The 16,643-nt window shown below is 70.0% G+C and carries 12 protein-coding genes and 3 pseudogenes; 8 read left to right on the forward strand and 7 right to left on the reverse strand.

Annotated features, from left to right (window positions below; all coding sequences use genetic code 11):
• Positions 1-58 precede the first annotated feature (58 nt).
• The gene (locus ACGFY9_RS17205) at positions 59-367 is read left to right on the forward strand and encodes a trypco2 family protein (protein WP_393754916.1); all 309 of its coding nucleotides are present in this window, start codon (positions 59-61) and stop codon (positions 365-367) included.
• Positions 368-377: 10 nt separating this feature from the next.
• Positions 378-893 (forward strand): annotated as a pseudogene (locus ACGFY9_RS17210) (hypothetical protein); the annotation flags it as partial.
• 131 nt (positions 894-1,024) lie between these two features.
• On the opposite strand, the pseudogene ACGFY9_RS17215 reads toward ACGFY9_RS17210, so the two are convergent.
• Positions 1,025-2,125: pseudogene (locus ACGFY9_RS17215) on the reverse strand (hypothetical protein); the annotation flags it as partial.
• A 232-nt stretch (positions 2,126-2,357) separates the two neighbouring features.
• On the opposite strand from ACGFY9_RS17215, the gene ACGFY9_RS17220 reads away from it, so the two are divergent.
• Both ACGFY9_RS17220 and ACGFY9_RS17225 read left to right on the forward strand, forming a co-directional pair.
• Positions 2,358-3,464, forward strand: a complete 1,107-nt coding sequence (locus ACGFY9_RS17220) for an NAD(P)/FAD-dependent oxidoreductase (protein WP_393754918.1) — start codon at positions 2,358-2,360, stop codon at positions 3,462-3,464.
• Positions 3,465-3,813: 349 nt separating this feature from the next.
• The gene (locus ACGFY9_RS17225; RefSeq protein WP_393754919.1) at positions 3,814-4,812 is read left to right on the forward strand and encodes an Ig-like domain-containing protein; all 999 of its coding nucleotides are present in this window, start codon (positions 3,814-3,816) and stop codon (positions 4,810-4,812) included.
• 40 nt (positions 4,813-4,852) lie between these two features.
• Here ACGFY9_RS17225 and ACGFY9_RS17230 read toward each other — a convergent pair whose 3' ends face one another.
• Positions 4,853-5,140, reverse strand: coding sequence for a DUF6355 family natural product biosynthesis protein (locus tag ACGFY9_RS17230; RefSeq protein WP_393754921.1), 288 nt, complete (start codon positions 5,138-5,140; stop codon positions 4,853-4,855).
• Between the two features lie 222 nt (positions 5,141-5,362).
• Positions 5,363-6,637, reverse strand: a complete 1,275-nt coding sequence (dacB, locus tag ACGFY9_RS17235; RefSeq protein WP_393754923.1) for a D-alanyl-D-alanine carboxypeptidase/D-alanyl-D-alanine-endopeptidase — start codon at positions 6,635-6,637, stop codon at positions 5,363-5,365.
• 272 nt (positions 6,638-6,909) lie between these two features.
• Here dacB and ACGFY9_RS17240 point away from each other — a divergent pair, with 272 nt between their 5' ends.
• From ACGFY9_RS17240 to ACGFY9_RS17255, 4 genes and pseudogenes are all read left to right on the forward strand, one after another.
• A complete protein-coding gene (locus ACGFY9_RS17240; RefSeq protein ID WP_393754925.1) occupies positions 6,910-7,764 on the forward strand; it encodes a DUF1206 domain-containing protein in 855 nt (284 codons plus the stop codon).
• 172 nt (positions 7,765-7,936) lie between these two features.
• Positions 7,937-8,812, forward strand: a complete 876-nt coding sequence (locus ACGFY9_RS17245; RefSeq protein WP_393755272.1) for an RNA polymerase sigma factor SigF — start codon at positions 7,937-7,939, stop codon at positions 8,810-8,812.
• Positions 8,813-8,918: 106 nt separating this feature from the next.
• Positions 8,919-9,311 carry a hypothetical protein gene (locus ACGFY9_RS17250; protein WP_393754926.1) on the forward strand — a complete coding sequence of 131 codons (393 nt, stop codon included), beginning with the start codon at positions 8,919-8,921 and terminating at the stop codon, positions 9,309-9,311.
• Positions 9,312-9,512: 201 nt separating this feature from the next.
• Positions 9,513-10,396, forward strand: a pseudogene (locus tag ACGFY9_RS17255) (PP2C family protein-serine/threonine phosphatase); the annotation flags it as partial.
• A gap of 17 nt (positions 10,397-10,413) precedes the next feature.
• On the opposite strand, the gene ACGFY9_RS17260 reads toward ACGFY9_RS17255, so the two are convergent.
• The 4 genes from ACGFY9_RS17260 to ACGFY9_RS17275 all read right to left on the reverse strand — a co-directional run bounded on the left by ACGFY9_RS17260 (position 10,414) and on the right by ACGFY9_RS17275 (position 16,510).
• Entirely contained in the window at positions 10,414-11,349 is a 936-nt protein-coding gene (locus ACGFY9_RS17260; RefSeq protein ID WP_393754928.1) for an anti-sigma factor RsbA family regulatory protein, read from the reverse strand.
• A gap of 299 nt (positions 11,350-11,648) precedes the next feature.
• Entirely contained in the window at positions 11,649-13,043 is a 1,395-nt protein-coding gene (locus tag ACGFY9_RS17265) for a hypothetical protein (RefSeq protein ID WP_393754930.1), read from the reverse strand.
• A 151-nt stretch (positions 13,044-13,194) separates the two neighbouring features.
• Positions 13,195-13,650 (reverse strand): RpiB/LacA/LacB family sugar-phosphate isomerase, encoded by a 456-nt coding sequence (locus tag ACGFY9_RS17270; RefSeq protein ID WP_393754932.1) that lies wholly within the window; start codon positions 13,648-13,650, stop codon positions 13,195-13,197.
• A gap of 124 nt (positions 13,651-13,774) precedes the next feature.
• Positions 13,775-16,510, reverse strand: coding sequence for a ricin-type beta-trefoil lectin domain protein (locus ACGFY9_RS17275; protein WP_393754934.1), 2,736 nt, complete (start codon positions 16,508-16,510; stop codon positions 13,775-13,777).
• Positions 16,511-16,643: the final 133 nt, after the last annotated feature.

Raw genomic sequence — 16,643 nt, forward strand, 5'->3', positions numbered from 1 at the left:
GAAGTGAGCGGTGCCGTTCGCCGCGGCGCCGGGTACGTCATGAACGGGGATGGTTGCGATGGCGGGCGTGGAACTGACCGAACTGATAGCCCAGTTGAGGGCGGAACTCACCGAGGCCATGCGGGCCGGCGAGGACGCCGGGCTGCGGTTCGAACTCGGCCCGGTCGAGCTGGAGTTGGCGCTCTCCGTGGGCAAGGAGGGCGGAGCCGGCGGCAAGGTCAGGTTCTGGGTCGCGGAACTCGGCACCGACGGCAAGGTGTCCCACACCTCCACCCAGCGGATCAAGCTGGTGCTGGATCCCCGGCAGTCCGGCGTACCCGACCGCAGGCCGCTGATCTCCGGCGAGGAAGTCGACGGCGAGCGATGAGCGTGGGCGTATGAGTGGCGATGAGCACGGGCGTACGAGTTCCGAGAGCCTCGACCGTGCCCGCGTCGCCGAGTTGCTGGTGACCCACGCGGGCGGGCGACGGCGCGGTTCGGGTTACCGGGTCACCGCGGACGCGGTGCTGACCGCCGCGCACCTGCTGGAGGACGCCGTATCCGTACAGGTGCGGTTCGAGCCCGACCTGCCGGGGGAGTGGACCGCGGACGCGCTGTCCTGGACGGTGGACGCCGCCTCGGACACCGCCGTGGTGACCATCGCGCCCCGACCGGGCGAACCGGCGCCGGTGGACGCCCGGTTCGGGCGGATCGGGACGCGGGCCGCCCAACTGCCGGTGCAGGCCGTGGGGTTCCCCCGCTGGAAGCTGCGCGGGACCGCCGGGACGTCGGAGGCCGCAGGGACCTGGTTCCGGGACAGCGCACACGTCGTCGGGTCTGCGGCCCCGCTGTCGCACTGGCGGGAGCGGACCCTGGAGATCGTCGTCACCTCCCGGCCCGCTCCGGGCGGCGCGGCGTCGCCGTGGGAGGGCATGTCCGGGGCCGCGCTGTGGGTGGAGGACCGGATCGTCGGCGTGGTCACCAAGCAGCGTGGGGGTGGTGCTGATTCTGGTGTACGGCAATCTGCGCGGCCTGCGCGAGGCGGGGCCGGGGTGCGCCGTACCACCTCGCCCTTGCCGTTCGCCTCCAGTGAGGCTGCGCCGTCGGAACCGGTGACGCCGATGCGGATGGTGAGGGAGCCGGTGAGGCGGTCGGTGGTGATCTGCCAGGTCTGCGGGGGACGGATGCCGAGGGTGGACCTGGCCTCCTTGACCAGGGCGGGGAAACGTTCGTAGGGGACGGAACCCGGGTCGAAGTGCGGGGCCTGCGAGCCGGTGGGGGCGAACACGACCGACAGCAGGCGTTCCTGTACGACGACGGTGAGCGCCTGGCGGGTGTTCTTGTCCTTGCCCTTGGTCAACGAGTCGACGGCCCGGCGCAGTTCGCCCTTGTCGAGGAGCGACTGACCGGGGCCGACGGCGACTGTGCCGGACGCCGACGACACGACCGTGGTCGACGGCGTGGAGGAGACGGAGGGTTGGACGGAAGAGGGCTGTTGCGCGGAGGTGTCCTTGTCGAACAGGTCGGCGCGGAACAGCAGGATCACACCGGCCGCGGCGAGCAGCAGGGTGAGCAGCGTGACGAAGCCGACGGCACAGCCCGCGGAGGGCTCGCGGACCGTGGTCGGGCGCGGCGCCGCATCGAGGCGGGCGCCGGCCACCCGTTCCTCCCACTCCGGCGTCGGCCGCTTCACGATCCGGACCTTCCACAACCGGTCCGGCGGGTACTGGACCACCACGACGCCGCCCGGCCGGTAGTCGGGCAGGTCGGCGAGGTTGATGTGCTGGGTGAACTCGACGCGGTACGCCGGTATGTCGTCGTCCGGGGCGACCGTGACGTCGAAGCGCACCGCCACGTCGCTCGTCGCCTCACCACCGACAGCCTCCAGGCTCTCGATCCGCGCGAGAGCCGTGCGTGGCGGGATCGCCGCCTCCCGGGCGCGCCTCGGCATACCGGCGAGGAAGAAGAGCAGGCCGTAGACTGCGGGCAGGCCCACGCCCGTCACGCACAGCGGCACGCTCTCGATGACGCAGCCGACGACGAAAGCGGCCAACGACGCGCCGATCACACCGCCCGTCAGAACCCCTCGGGCGAAGGCGAAGGGAGTGTTGCGGGTGGGCGGCGGTGCGCCCTGGGTGATCGTCACACGGGGGATTGTGCCGGGCCCGGGTGATCGCCAGTAGGTGCGGAAGGTATCGATACCGGTACGTACGCGGCAACGCTTCTGCCGTTTCCGCAGTCTCCATCGCTTTGGCCGTCGATTTCGGAGCCTTTTCCGCGCCCGTTCATAGTGCTCACCGTCGGCCATCTTGCATGCTGGGAAAGGGAGTTGAGTTCGTCCGTGATCCGGGAAGGGGGCGTTCGTGGGGAGCGAGTCCGTGAAGCCGCCTGGACGTGTCGCTGTCATCGGCGTGGGCATCCTCGGAGCCTGCGTGGGCTGGAACCTGGCCCGGCGCGGTGCCGAGGTCGTCCTCATCGACGCGGGCCGGCCGGGCGAAGGCGTCACCAACTGGTCCTTCTCGTGGGTCAACGCCGGCAACAAGACCGTGACCAGGCCCTACTTCGACCTGAACGTCGCGGGCATGGCGGCGCACCGTGAGCTCGCCGGGATCATCGGGCCGGACTCGTGGTGGCATCCCAGCGGTCACCTGCGCTGGGCGGACGATCCCGTGGCGGAGGCGAAGTTCCTGGAGACCGCTGAGGTGCTGGGCAGTTGGGGTTACCGGGTCGAGGTGTCCACGGGGGCCGAGGTGCGGCGCCGCCTCGAACCCGCTCTTGCGCTGCCCGCCGAGGTTCCCGTCCTGCTCTACCCAGACGAGGCCTGGGTGCACGGACGTCATCTCGTCGACCGCGTGGTCGGCCAAGTCGTCGCAGGGGGCGGAGAGTTGCGGTCCGACACCGAGGTCCGTGACATCGTGACCGGTGCCGACGGGAGCGTCCGGACCGTATCCCTGTCCGACGGCAGCCGTCTCGACGTAGACGTCATCGTGAACGCGGCGGGCCCCAGCGCCTCCCATGTCGCCGGGCTCGTCGCACGGCAGTTGCCGATGCGCCGGGAACCCGGTGTCGTCACCCGGATCGACTGTGCGGTCCCGATCCACCGGGCCATGCACGCGCCCCACATCGAGATGCGTCCGGACGGAGACGCTGCGATGGTCCTCCACAGTCGCGAGATCGACGCGCTCATCGACACGGGCGAAGAACCGGCCGAACTCGCCCGGCTGCTCCACGAGTTGGCGCGGCGCGTCGTACCCGACCTCGCCGACTCCCGCATCGCACAGGCACAGGTGGCGCACCGGCCGATCCCGGCCGATGGTTTCCCCTCGGTGGGAGCGGTGCCGTCCGTGCCGGGCTACTACGAGGCCGTCTCCCACAGCGGCATCACCCTCGGGCCGGTGATCGGGCGGCTGCTCGCGGCCGAGATCCTCACCGGGAAGAGGGACGAGCTGCTCGCGGACTTCCGACCGGAGCGGTTCCCTCAGTGACAGATCACGCTGCGCCTGGGCCTGGAGAAGGCATCAGCCGACGGGCGGCGGAGGAGTGGCGGGACGGTCGGACTCCGCCAGCCAGGCGGCCGTAGCGGCTCCGACCAACTCGAACCGATGGTCAGGTTCGGCATATCTCGGCCCTTACGTGGTAGACGCCAGGGCGGCCGCAGGGGTCGCGATCGGGAGGGGTGCGGCAGCCGGGGGAGCCGGGCACCCGCCGTCATCGATCACCGGGTGCGTACCGAATCTTGAGAGACGTTTTACGCGACGCACGCAACTGAGGCCCCCTCTGTCGCTGTCTGACAGTGAGTCGGGCCCGTCAGGGTCGAGATCGAGGAGCTAGAGAGTGGGGCAAGTCGTGGGACGGCGCAAGGGCAGCATAGGGATCGCACTCGTCACAGGTGCGGTGCTGGTGGGTGCGAGTGCCTGCGGTGGGGGCGGCAGCGACAAGGCGAGCGGGGACGACGCGAAGGCGTCGGGCAAGGCGAGTGCGACCGCCTCTCCGTCGCCGACGAAGCCCTTGGGCCCGCCGATGCTGCTGGACACGATCACCCCGCAGACCGGAACCACGGTCGGCGTGGCCATGCCGATCTCGGTGATCTTCACGAACCCGGTGGCGTCCAAGGCGCGGGCCACGGTCGAGAAGCACATGAAGGTCAGCGCCTCGCAGTCGGTGGTCGGCGCCTGGCACTGGATGGGCGACCAGCGCGTCGACTGGCGCCCGAAGACGTACTGGCCCTCCGGTACGACGGTGAAGATCGACGCCGACATGAAGGGCGTCAGCAACGGCAACGGCCGCTACGGCGTGCACAGTTACACGCACACCTTCAAGGTCGGCGACGACGTCCGCGCGGACGTGTCCGTCACCAACCACACCATGAAGGTGACCAAGAACGGCGCGGCGGTGCGCACCCTGTCGATCAACGCGGGCAGTGCCGAGTACCCGACGTGGGACGGCACGATGGCCGTCATCGACAAGCAGAAGAAGGTCCACATGACCTCCTGCAGCGTCGGCATCAGCTGCGACAAGGGCAGCGCCAACTACTACGACCTGACACTGCCCTGGGACATCCACCTCACCCAGTCCGGCACCTACGTGCACTACTCGACCGGCGACCCGAACCCGGGCAGCGGCAGCGCCCGCGGCTCGCACGGCTGTGTCCACCTGTCCCTGTCGGACGCCAAGTGGTTCTACGGCCAGGTCAAGCAGGGCGACCCCATCACCATCACCGGGTCGCCCCGCGGCAAGGCCCCGGCCGACAACGGCTACGCCGACTTCAACCTCGGCTGGGACCAGTGGCTCGCGGGCAGCGGCTCCGGCGAGGGGACGACCGCGGCGCTGTGACGCGCCGCGGTGACGTCACCGGACAGCACGGCGACCGGTGTCAGCAGGTGCGCCCGGCGTAGTGGGCGCCCTGGATCTTGCGGGCGGAGCCCAGCCAGGTCGTACCGCGCGCGACGCACCGCTCGTAGTCGCGCGCCCGGGCGACCTCGACCTTGATGACGACCCGCGAACCGTCGGTCGTGCAGTGGCGGTAGAAGGCGTCGGACCCGGTCTCGTAGAAACCGCAGGGACCGGCCGCCGCGGGACTCGCGGCGGCCGCGGCGCCGAGCGAGCCGAGCACGAGGGCGGCGGAACCGAGGGCGCTGATCACCGTACGACGAAAACGCAAAAGAACTCCTTGGTCAGGGAAGAGGCAGGCCTGGAAGGGCTGTCGCTGTCGAGCGGGCCGACAGCCGTTCCAGGATTGCCGCACTGACCTGCGCGGCCGGTCGTATGCCGCCGCGTTCACCCGGCGAATCGATTTGCCGCTACGTCGATCGGATGGTTCCGGCACCGGGAACGCATAGGTCGCCGGTGCCCGGAACCGATCAGCGTGGGCTGGGTCGGGCGGCTATGCCCAGCACCCGTTGACCGTGGCCGCAAGCCCGTCCAGGGCGTCCTTCGTGGCGTCCGGGGCGGCCGTGGAGTTGTTCTCGATGAAGGAGAAGATCTTCCAGCGGCCGTCCTCGGCCTTGGTCAGGCCGCTCAGTGCGATCGCGCCCGTGAGTGTGCCCGTCTTGGCGCTGACCTTGCCGACGGCGCACTGGGAGTCCGCCGTGTCGAAGCGGCCCCACTCGGGACCCAGGGTCGAGCCCGCCTCGCCCGCGACGGGGAGGCCGTCCACGATGTACTTCAGGGTCGGGGCGTTGGCGGGGTCGTCGGCCAGGTCGAGGATGTCGGCGATGGTCTGGGCCGGGATGCGGTTGGAGCGGGAGAGGCCGCTGCCGTCGTGGATCTCGAAGTTGGCCAGCGATACGCCGTACTGGGTGAGGACCTGGCGGACGACCGCCGTGCCGTCCTCGAAGGTGGCCGGGCGGCCGGCGGCCAGCGCGGTGCTCCGCAGCAGGGTCTCGGCGATATCGTTGTCACTCACCTTGAGCATGTGCTCCACGATGGACGACAGCGTGCCGGACTCGTGCTGGGCCACCGGGACCGCTGTGGAGCCGGCGGTGGCGTGGGTGACGCTCCCGGTGACGGTGACGCCCTGCCGGGCGAGGAGCTTCGCGAAGATCTGCCCGGCGTCCAGCGAGGTGTCCGTGACGTGGCGGCCGTCGACCACCAACGCCCGTACGGGGGCTATGGAGTCGGGGTAGTAGCCGTCGTTCCAGCCGGTCGCGAGGGTGGGCGCGGGGAAGAGGCTGTCGTCCACCGTCACCTTCACCGTGGTCAGGCCCGCGTTCTTCAGGCCCGCCACGGCAGTTGTGGCCATCGTGGTGAGGTCGGCGGTGGTTAGGGTGCGGTCCCCGCCTCCGACCAGGGTGAGGGTGCCGTTGTCGTAGACGATCTTCGTGGTGAAGCGGTGACCGGGGCCGAGGATCGTCAACGCGGCGGTCGACGTGGCGAGTTTGGTGTTCGACGCGGGCATCAGCGCGGTGGTCGCGTCGTGACCCCATACGGCCTTCTTGGACTCGGCGTCGATCACGACGCCGCTGAGCGTGCTGCCCAAACGGGTGTCCTGGACACGGGTGTTGAGGTTGTCCGCGATCTTCTGCTCGGCGGCGTCGAGCGTGGCGGCGGTGTTGGCGACGGACTTCTCGGCGGCGAAGGCGGAGGTGCCGAGCAGGATCGTCCCGGCGACGGGGGCGGTCACGGCTATGACGGCGGCGCGGCGGAGCGCCGGACTCATCGCTCTGTTCCTGCGGTGACGTCCGCTCGCACGGTCTACGGAGGGGGAGTTGGGCATGGGGGCCTCGCCGCGGGGTGTGTGGGTGGGGGGAGGGGACAGAAGATCCAGGGATCTTGAAAGGGAAAGTAACAGCTGTGAGGGGCCTTTGTGGCGCGATCGGGCGATGCCGTCCCCGCGACGCACATCGAAGTCTCCGCCGGGGGCACGCGACAGTACGGGACGCGTACCGTGCGTCCGCGTTTCGGCTCGTCCAGTGTTTCCAGGAAGGCATCATGACTTCGTCGCACACGCACAAGTGGGGCCCTCGGAGGGCGAGTTCGACCGCCGAGAGTCACGCACCGGGAGAGGCGGAGGGCAAACAGGCGCTGGCCGTCACAGGCCGCGCCGGATTCGTCGCACGCGGTGTCGTGTACGTCCTCGTCGGCGCGCTCGCCCTGCAGATCGCGTTCGGCGGCGGGGGCCGGGAGGCGGACCGCCAGGGCGCGTTGCAGCAGGTCGCGGCACAGCCCTTCGGGAAGTGGATGCTGTGGATGCTCGTCGTCGGCTTCGGCTGCATGGCGATCTGGCGGGCCTCCCAGGCGGTGTTGGCGAACGGTCCGCAGAACAAGGTCGGTTCGCGCCTGCTGGACGGCGGCCGGGCCGTGTTCTACGGCTTCGTCTGCTGGGGTACGGCCTCCTTCGCCGCCGGGGCCGGCGGGTCGTCCGGCAGTGACGCCAAGTCGCAGGACTGGACGGCCTCGGCGTTGAAACTGCCGGGCGGTCAGGTGTTGGTGGGGTTCGTCGGCTGCGTCCTGATCGGCGTCGGCGTGGTCCTCGCGGTGCGCGCGGTGATGCGGCGTTTCCTGCGGAAGCTGGAGACCGGGAGGATGAGCCGCCGGGTACGGCAGGCCGTCACCGCCCTGGGCGTGGGCGGCGGCGTCGCGCGCGGTGTCGTGTTCGCCGGGGTGGGCGTGTTCGCGCTGGTGGCCGCCATCCGCTTCGACCCGCACCAGGCCAAGGGGATGGACGCCACCCTGCGCACCTTCGCGCACACTCCGGCGGGGCCGTGGCTGCTGGTCGCCGTCGCCGTCGGGCTGGTCCTCTTCGGCGTTTTCTCGTTCGCCTCGGCTCGTTGGCGCCGCCTGTGAACCCCGGCGTCACGGCACCCGGCCGTCCGGCCGCGACCGCGTGCGCTCCCCGAGTCGGTTGAGCCCTGCGGGGCAGGCCTTTCGGCCGACTGCGGAATTGTGAGGTCCGGGGAGACATGGTTGTGCCGGAAGGGGGCACGCGACGTTCGTCCTGTTCTCCAGTTAAGGCGGCATCGTGGCTTCCTCCGTGAAGGCTCTCGAAGCAACTGCTCCTGTCCGAGCGGGAGTACCGGATGTCGTGGACGGCCTCCCGTGGATCGAGGACGGGGCCAAGGTCGCTCCCAAGGACGCGCGGGTGATGTCCCGGATCTTCCTCGACCGGCTGCAGGAGCTGGAGGAGGGCACCCACGAGTACCAGTACGCCCGGAACACGCTGATCGAGATGAACCTGTCGCTGGTGTCCTTCGCGGCGCGCCGGTTCCGCAACCGGGGCAGCGGTGACATGGAGGACGTCATCCAGGTCGGCACGATCGGCCTGATCAAGGCCATCGACCGCTTCGATCTGTCGCGCGAGGTCGAGTTCACCTCCTTCGCGATCCCCTACATACTCGGCGAGATCAAGCGCTTCTTCCGCGACACCACCTGGGCCGTGCACGTCCCGCGCCGCCTCCAGGAGCTCCGGGTCGACCTCGCGAAGAGCAAGGAGACCCTCGGCACCGAGCTGGGCCGCACGCCCACGGTGAAGGAACTCGCCGCGCACCTGGAGCTGTCCGAGGACGAGGTCATCGAGGGCCTGGTCGCCGCGAACGGCTATGTCGCCGGGTCCATCGACACCCCGAGCGGCGACGACGAGTCCGACAGCGCGCCCAAGTACGCGGACACGATCGGCGACGCCGACCCGGCGCTGGAGCTGTTCGAGGACCTCCACACGCTCGCCCCCCTGCTGCAGCAGCTCGACGAGCGGGAGCGGACCATCATCGAGATGCGCTTCGGCCAGGAGTTGACCCAGGCGGAGATCGGCCGCGAGCTGAACCTCTCGCAGATGCACATCTCCCGCCTGCTCAACCGCACCCTCGCCAAGCTACGAACCGGCCTCCTGCCCACGTGATCCGCCCGCCCGACAGTTCTCCCCTCGCGCGGCACCGAAAGGATCACCCCGCACGAGCACCACGAGCACCGACCACGATCCCCTGCACCAGCCCGCCGCACCGATCGTGACGGAGCCCGTGCCCGACCTCCAACTCCAGTTGCTGGTACGGCTGATCGGCCAGGACGCGGAGGCCGCGCTGCCCATCACGCTCACCGTCGGAGGCGTCTTCCTCCACGGCGAGCTGATCTCCCACGAGGCATGGACCACCGACTGGGCACGCAGCCTGCACGGGATGGACGGCCCCGGCGCGCAGCTGCTGGAGCGGTTCCCGCAACAGGTGGACGAGGTGGTCGAGGACAGGCAGGGGGGTCCCGGTCCGCGACGGCTGCCGCAGTGGATCCATCTGCGCGACGCCACCGGCGTCGCCGGCGGGGGCGGGACCGCCGTCATGCCCCTGTGGCGCGGCCGGCTCACGGACGTGTCCGGCTGGTCCCTGGGCAAGCCGAAGCAGCCCTGAGGCGCCATAGGCGTCGGTACAGGGTGGGCGTGGTGGGTGGGGGGAGACGGAAGCGGTCTGTGAGGATGTGCCGCGTGCGCTTCGTACGGGACCGTATCCCGGGAACCGGCTGGTCACCCTGAACGCGACCGGGCACTGCCCGCAGCTCTCCGCCCCGGAGGAAACAGCCGCCGCGATCACCGAGTTCGTCGAAGCCGTGCGCTGGTGGGTGCGAGCGGCGACGGCGAGAGCGGCGATCAGCGGCCGCCCGAGAGATCACACGGGAATCAGCCCGGCAAGCATCCCGGTGACGACCCCGCGGCGTTCTCCGCGCTCCTGGAGGACAGAGCCGAGGACCTGTACGAACACGCGCCGTGCGGCTACCTCTCCACGCTGCTGGACGGCACATCGCGAAGATCAACACGACACTGCTCGACTGGCTCGGCTTCGGCCCGCTGCTGCGCATGCAGGGCGAGGTCAGCGGGATCGCCCTCGAACTCAAGGCGACCGACGGCAGCCGGCTGCCCGTGCTGGTGACCTCCACCGTCAAGACCGGCGGCGACGGACAGCCGCTGCTGATCCGCACCACCGTCCTCGACGCCCGCGACCGCCGCGCCTACGAGACGGAACTGCTGCGCGCCCGACAGCAGGCGGAACACGACCAGGACGAACTCAAGCGCCTCAACGCCACCTCCAGCAGCCCCTGCTGCCCCCAACTCTGGTGAACGTGCAGAGACTTGACGTCGCCGCGCCCTACCACGTGGCCTCCACCGACATGGTCGGCGGCGACATCTACGACCTCTTCCCCCTCTCCGCCGGGACCTGGGGGTTGTTCCTCGGAGACGTGTGCGGCAAGGGCGCCGCGGCGGCCGCCGTCACTTCGCTGGCCCGCTGGCCCGCTGCGCGCCGCCGCCGTCTGCGACTCCGACCCCGCCGCCGTGTTGAGCAACCTCAACACCGTCCTCAACCACGAGTGCAACGGCCACGACCCGCGGTTCTGCACCGTCGTCTTCGGCCTGCTCACCCCCGAGGGCGACCGCGGCGGCCATCCGCCGGCCCTGCTCCTGCGCGCGGACGGTAGCGCCGATCATCTGGACACCTCCGGCCGACCGCCGCTGAAGCGTCAACGGGCCAGGTAGAAACGGATGGTTGTGCCGTCCGGTGCCGTATGGACGCGGACGAGGTCGGCGACGTAGTGCACCAACAGCAGTCCCCGTCCACCGGGTTGGTCACGTGACGGCGGGCGCCGGCCGGCCAGCGGATCCGTCAGCCGGCCGTGGTCGTGCACCTCGCAGACGATCCGCTCGCCCTCGGCCCAGATCCGCAGCGTCCCCGAACCGCCGCCGTGCAGCACGCTGTTGGTGGTCAGCTCCGCCACGGCCAGGGTCAGATCCTGCAGCCGTGCGCCCGCCAAGCCCAGCCGCTCGGCCTCCTGCACCGCGAAATAACGGGACTTGGGGAGCTCTCCCACGTCGAAAACGATGGACGCGGCGCCCGGCGGGTGGGGGAGCGGCTCGTTGTAGCGGGCGATCACACGCTGCGGATCGTAGGTGCCGCTGGGTAGTTGGGCGCCTTCGTCGATGACGACCGGATGCGTGGCGTGAGCGTCGGCGAGCACGTCGGGCTCCAGCCGGTCCGCGTCGTACGGACAGAGGATCGTCACCTCACGGCCCCGGAACGCGGAGTTGATCAGTGCCTCGTGCTGGACGCACGCCGGGTACTCGACGGCGGTACGGCCGGGCCAGATCGGCTCCCCGATGATCCGCACCCGGCTACCGCGGTCGGCATGGGCGTCGGCGAAGGCCCGCAGCACGCCCGGGATGATCCGCCCCGGGTTGCGCCCGACCTCGGTCATGTCCAGGAACCGCACACCGACGGCACTCGACCCAAGTCCGGCCCTGATCAAATTGAGTTGAGGGCCGGGAACGGCGACCGCGACGGCCTCCCCGGCGGCCAGCCCCGCATGTACGAACGGCACCGTACCGGCCGTGTACTGCTCCTCGCCCCGGTAGAACAGCGCGGGATGCGCGAACGGTGCACCGTCGGTGGCCGTACTCATCGCGCCGCCACCTCGATCCTTGTCGTGCCGGGCCAGGACATGTCCACGGAGCGCGGCAACGAGGAGGACGGCGGTCACCGCCCCGGCAGTCTACGGGGGTAGCACGACAGGGTGGTGGGGGGGGGGGGGGGGCCGGCGGGGGGCGCCCCCCCCCCCCCCCCCCCCCCCCCCCACCACCCTGTCAAGCCGCGACATGCCAATCAGGCGCGGGGGTTCCCGTAGTAGCTGCCGACACCGGTGTCGACGACGATGTACATGGCCCCGACGTCCTCGGAGTGCTTGTCCACCCGTGACGCGGTTCAGTTCACGGTGAAGGAGTAGTAGTAGGGCGCCAGTTGGATGCCGGAGCGGGTCGTCGCGTAGACCGTGAGGTCGTAGTCGCCGCTCTCGGTCGGGGTCCAGTCGACGCTCGCGGAGTGGTGTGCGCCCGCGGCGACCGTGATCTCCGGGTCCCCGTTGACGGAGTACGTGTAGCTCGCGACGCCCTTCACCTTCGGGCTGAGCGTGAAAGTGCCGGGGACGCCGGCGCCGCCGCCGGAGGCGTTCTCGGGGTAGACGTCCGAGGCGACGGTGGGTGTGGTGTCGTAGGTGATGCCCCAGAAGGTGGCGTCGCTGACCCAGCCGTTCGCGCTCCTGCTGCTCACCCGGAGGGACTCGCCGTAGATGCCGTCCAGCGTGAGCTTGGTGCTCGCTGTGCCGTCCGGCCCCGCCGCTACGTCGATGGTCCTGTCGCCGCCCTGACCGCCGACGATCTCCACGGAATAGCTGACGACCGGACTCGTCGACTGGAGGCCCGCGTCGGGCTGGAACGTGAAGGTGGTCGGCTTGTCGAACGCTGGCGATGCGACGGCCGGGGTGACGGTGGGCGCCGTTGAGTTGAGGAAGAACGAGTAGCTGGTGATCGCCGATCCGTTGTAGGCCCGGTCGAGGCTGCGAACCCACAGGGTCGTCAGACCGGAGGAGCCGCTGGGCGGAAGTAGGCTGATCGTGGCCGAACCTCCCGGGGCATCGGCGCGGGTGAAGTATCTGGGGTCGGCGTACGGGTCGACGAACTGCGGGACGCCGTGCTCGCCGATGTTCGCGTAACCGGCGATCGGGAGGTCCTGCTGCCAGGAGTACTCGAACCCGGTGACATCCTCGTCGCCGTTGGCGTTGAGCGTGAACTCGACCGGACTTCCGCCCGGATTCCGCGTGCCCTGCGGGTAGTTGGACGAGGAGATGCCGGGAGGGTTCGCCGGCCGCGTGTTGTCGACCGCGATGTAGCAGGGAGCGGACCAGTCCGATGCGGTGCTCCCGGCCACGGTCTGTGCCCGCCACGCGTAGGTCTGCCCGTCGGGGAGCGCGTCGGCGGGCAGACTGGCGGTGGCCTCGAATCCGGGGAGGGCGTTGGGGCGGGTGACCGTCGCGGTGTGCGTCGGGTCGGTGACCGGCCAGACCTGGTACTGCACGGTCACCAGGGAGTTGCTGGTCGTGTCGGTGGTCTCCGGAATGCCCTCGACGGTGAGGCCGGTGCCGGCCCAGAGGTAGGTGGGCCGGTCCGAGTCGGTCGAGCAGCTCTGGTTGCCGTTGAACAACTGGGTCGGTGTGACGGGTGTCGCGTCGGCCGCGCTCGCGGGCGACACGGCGGCGGCCAGCGCCAGGCCGAGGGTTCCGACAGAAGCGAGGACGGCACGCGAGCGCGCGCCGAAGGACATGGTCAAGTGATCCCTCCCGTTTGGATGCCCGTGCCACGGTGCCTGGATACGCGCTGGTGTACGGGCGGCGAGGGGATCGTATGGGGGTGACACAGGTCCACGCATGAGATTTTTGCGTGGCGAGAGGTGAGCCACGCTTGCTCGAACTCGCCTACAGGGCAGGCCTGTTCAGGTCGAGTCGCCCGATGCGGGACACGTTCTCCCGGTCGTCGGCGTCCTCGCTCGCCGCCGCGGCGAACCAGGCGTCGAGGATCTCCTTGAGCAGCGGCTCGGAGGTCAGTCGCAGGCTGAGGGCCAGGACGTTGGCGTCGTTCCAGCGGCGGGCGCCGTCCGCCGTGTACGCGTCCGTGCACAGGGCCGCCCGTACGCCCGGCACCTTGTTCGCGGCGATCGACGCGCCCGTGCCGGTCCAGCAGCACACGACCGCCTGGTCCGACGCCCCGGTCGCGACCTCGCGAGCGGCCGCCTCCGAGCAGACCGCCCACTGCGGGTCGTCCCCGGGACGCAACGCCCCGTACGTCACCACCTCGTGGCCCCGGCCGCGCAACTCCGCGACGAGGGAACGCGCCACGGGTGCGTCCATGTCCGAGGAAACAGAGATCCGCATGGATCGGAGGCTACTCAGCGGATCAGTTCGGTGCCAGCTCGGACCGTGTGTGTGGCGAGGGTCCCGCCGGGTCGCGGGCAGCAGAGGTCGTACTTGTCCACCACCCGGCGGGGGCCCGCGATGACTAGGACCGGCGCCAGATCTGGTTGGCGCCGCCCGTGCAGGTCCAGATCTCCAGTGCCGTGCTGTCGGCCGTGCCGTGGCCGACCGCGTCCAGGCACTTGCCGGAGCCCACGTTGACGACACTGCCGTCGGAACGCACCCGCCACTGCTGGGCCGTGGAGCTGCCGCAGTCCCAGATCTCCACCGGGCTGCCGTCGGCGGTGGCTCCGCCCGTGACCTCAAGGCACTTGGAGTCGTAGACGGTCAGCTGGTTGGTGGTCGTGGATGTCCAGGTCTGGTTCGTGCCGCCGTTGCAGTCCCAGAGGGCGGGCTGGGTGCCGTTGGCCTGGTTCGCGCCGGGGACGTCGACGCAGCGGCCGGACTCCTGGCCCTTCAGGGGTGCAGCGACCGCGCCGCGCAGCCAGCTCTGGTTGGTGCCGCCGGTGCAGGTCCAGAGTTCCAGCAGGGTGCCCGGGGCGGTGGCTCCGGCCGTGGCGTCCAGGCACTTGCCCGAGTTGGGGTTGACCACCGTGCCCTCGCTGTTCACGGTCCACTTCTGGGCCGCGGAGTTGTTGCAGTCGTAGATCTGCACCGGGGTGCCGTCGGTCGTGCCGCTGCCCTTGGCGTCCAGGCACTTCGCGCCGCTGTAGACGGTGAGTTGGCCGGCGGGTGTCAGGGTCCAGGACTGGTTGGCGGCGCCGTTGCAGTCCCAGAGGGCGAGTTGGACGCCGTTGCTCTGGTTCGCGCCAGGGACGTCCGCGCACAGGCCGGACTGACGGCCCTTGAGGATGCCGCCGTGGTTGCCCGGCGGGTTCGCCGTGACGGACAGGTTGTCGAACTGGTCGGTCTGGTAGCCCACCACGCCGATGCCGATCTGGCCCGCGGAGTACGAACTGTCGTTGGTGGTACCGAGGTTGACGCCGTCGGCGGTGGCGGTGATCTGGTCACCCGAGAAGCCGAGGGCGAGCGTGTGCCACGCGTGCGTGCCGAGCGCCGCCCGGGTTCCGGAGGCCAGCGTGGTCAGGGTGCCCGCCGCCGAACTCCTGACGATGGACCAGCTACCCGAGTCGCTCACCCGGAGCAGGTAGGCGGCCTGGTGACTCTGCGGCCGGTTCTGGGTATTGGCCCGGCCCAACAGCTCGACCGTACCGGCCTGTTGGAGGTTCACGTCGGCCTTGACGGTGTAGTCGGTCCACGTCGGATCGCCGAGCAGCGAGAAGGCGTCGGAGTCGTCCTGCCACTCGATCGGTTTGACCGGCGCCACCTGCTGCACACACTGTCCGCTACGGCCGTCCGCGCACGGGCGCGCCTCGAACGAGCCCTGCATGTCGGAGAGATACGTCGCCTCGGTGCCGGAGACATCGTTGTCGAAGGTGTCGCCGTACGGCAGCGCGAGGGCATGCGCGGCGGGCGCGGTGGCGGTGCCCTTGCCCTGGCCGGTGGTCGTGGTGACCGTGTAGATCCAACCCGGCTGGAGCGTCAGCGCGTACGAGCCGGCGGTCGGGGTGATGTCCTGTGTGTGCGTGAAGTCGGTCGACGGGCTGGGGCTGTTGACCCGGGTCGCCCACACGTGCACCGCACCGGTCGAAAGACCGCCCTGCACCTGGACGTCGACCGTCTGTGCCGCTGTGGCGGTGGTGGTCTCCAGGACCGTGGAGTAGTCGGAGCCGTTCGGTGACTTCAGCGTCGCGTAGGTGCCGTTGGACTCGGCACCGCCGAGGTAGCCGGACGCGGAGTCGATGAACTTCCAGCCCGGCTGGGCGAATTGGGTGACCTGCGCGGTCGCCCAGGTGTTCTCGCCGATCGAGTAGTTCCCGGACCACGGCGAGTTCGCGGTGGCCAGGCCGACCGTGCCGTACGGCAGGTTGGGGTAAATGGCCGCGACCAGCGGCCAGTTGAGGTACGCGGTCATGCGTGCGTCCACGTAGCCGCGCACGATGGAGCGGATCAGTGCGGGGGCTCCGGCGTCCATGTCCAGTGAGCCGTTCTCCGACGCCCACAGCGGCTTGCCGTTGTTCTTCGCGGTGGTGGTGCTGGAGCAGGTGTCCGCGCTGCCGCCGTCACCGCCCGCGCAGGGGTAGTGGGCGCCGATGACCGACACGGCGTCGTTGAACGCGGTGTTGCTCGCCATGTCGTCCGCGACGCTCCAGCCCGAGTCGTCACCGACTATCTGCACGTCGCCGTATCCGGCACTGTCCAGCGCCGAGCGCAACTGGATGTACCAGTTGACGTCGTGGCCCCGCTCGTTCCAGCCGCCGAGGTAACTGATCGGCAGACCGTGCTGCTTGGCGCAACCCAGCCAGGAGATCAGGTAGTCGATGGTGTCGGTGGACCAGAATCCACCGCTGATCCAGCCCGGGGCGGCCCAGGCCAGACCGTACAACTTGATGTTCGGGTTACGTGCCTTGGCCTGCTCGGCGAGCCAGAACTCGTAGCCGGCGTCGCAGTTGATCTGCCCCTTGGTGTGCTCGACGGACGGTTCCGAGCCGTCCGTGGAGTTGGCGTCCCCGCCGATCTCCAGTTTGAGCACCTGGAGGTTCGCGCCGTAGCCCGGCTTGAACAGGTAGTCCAGGATCTGCGCCTGCTGGGCGGCCGGATAGTCGCGCAGCAGCCGGGAGTTGCCCCCGCCGCCGCTGATCGCACCGATCCCGTCGAACGTCCGGCCGCTCTGGCTGCCGTCCACGGTGATCGAGGTGGCCGCGGCTGCCGCCTGGGCCGGTGGCGCACCGACCGAACAGAGGGCGGCGACCAGGGCCATGACCCATAAGGGCAGAAGGCGTCTCAAGGCTCTTCGCACAGTGTCGTCCTTCTCCAGAGGGGGGGTGAGGACAGCCCCGGAGAGCGCTCTCAGGAGCGGGCGGGCGCCGTCCTGACTGTCCGTGGAGGTTTGG

The sequence above is a fragment of the Streptomyces sp. NPDC048504 genome, from assembly GCF_043200035.1.
Lineage (GTDB): Bacteria > Actinomycetota > Actinomycetes > Streptomycetales > Streptomycetaceae > Streptomyces.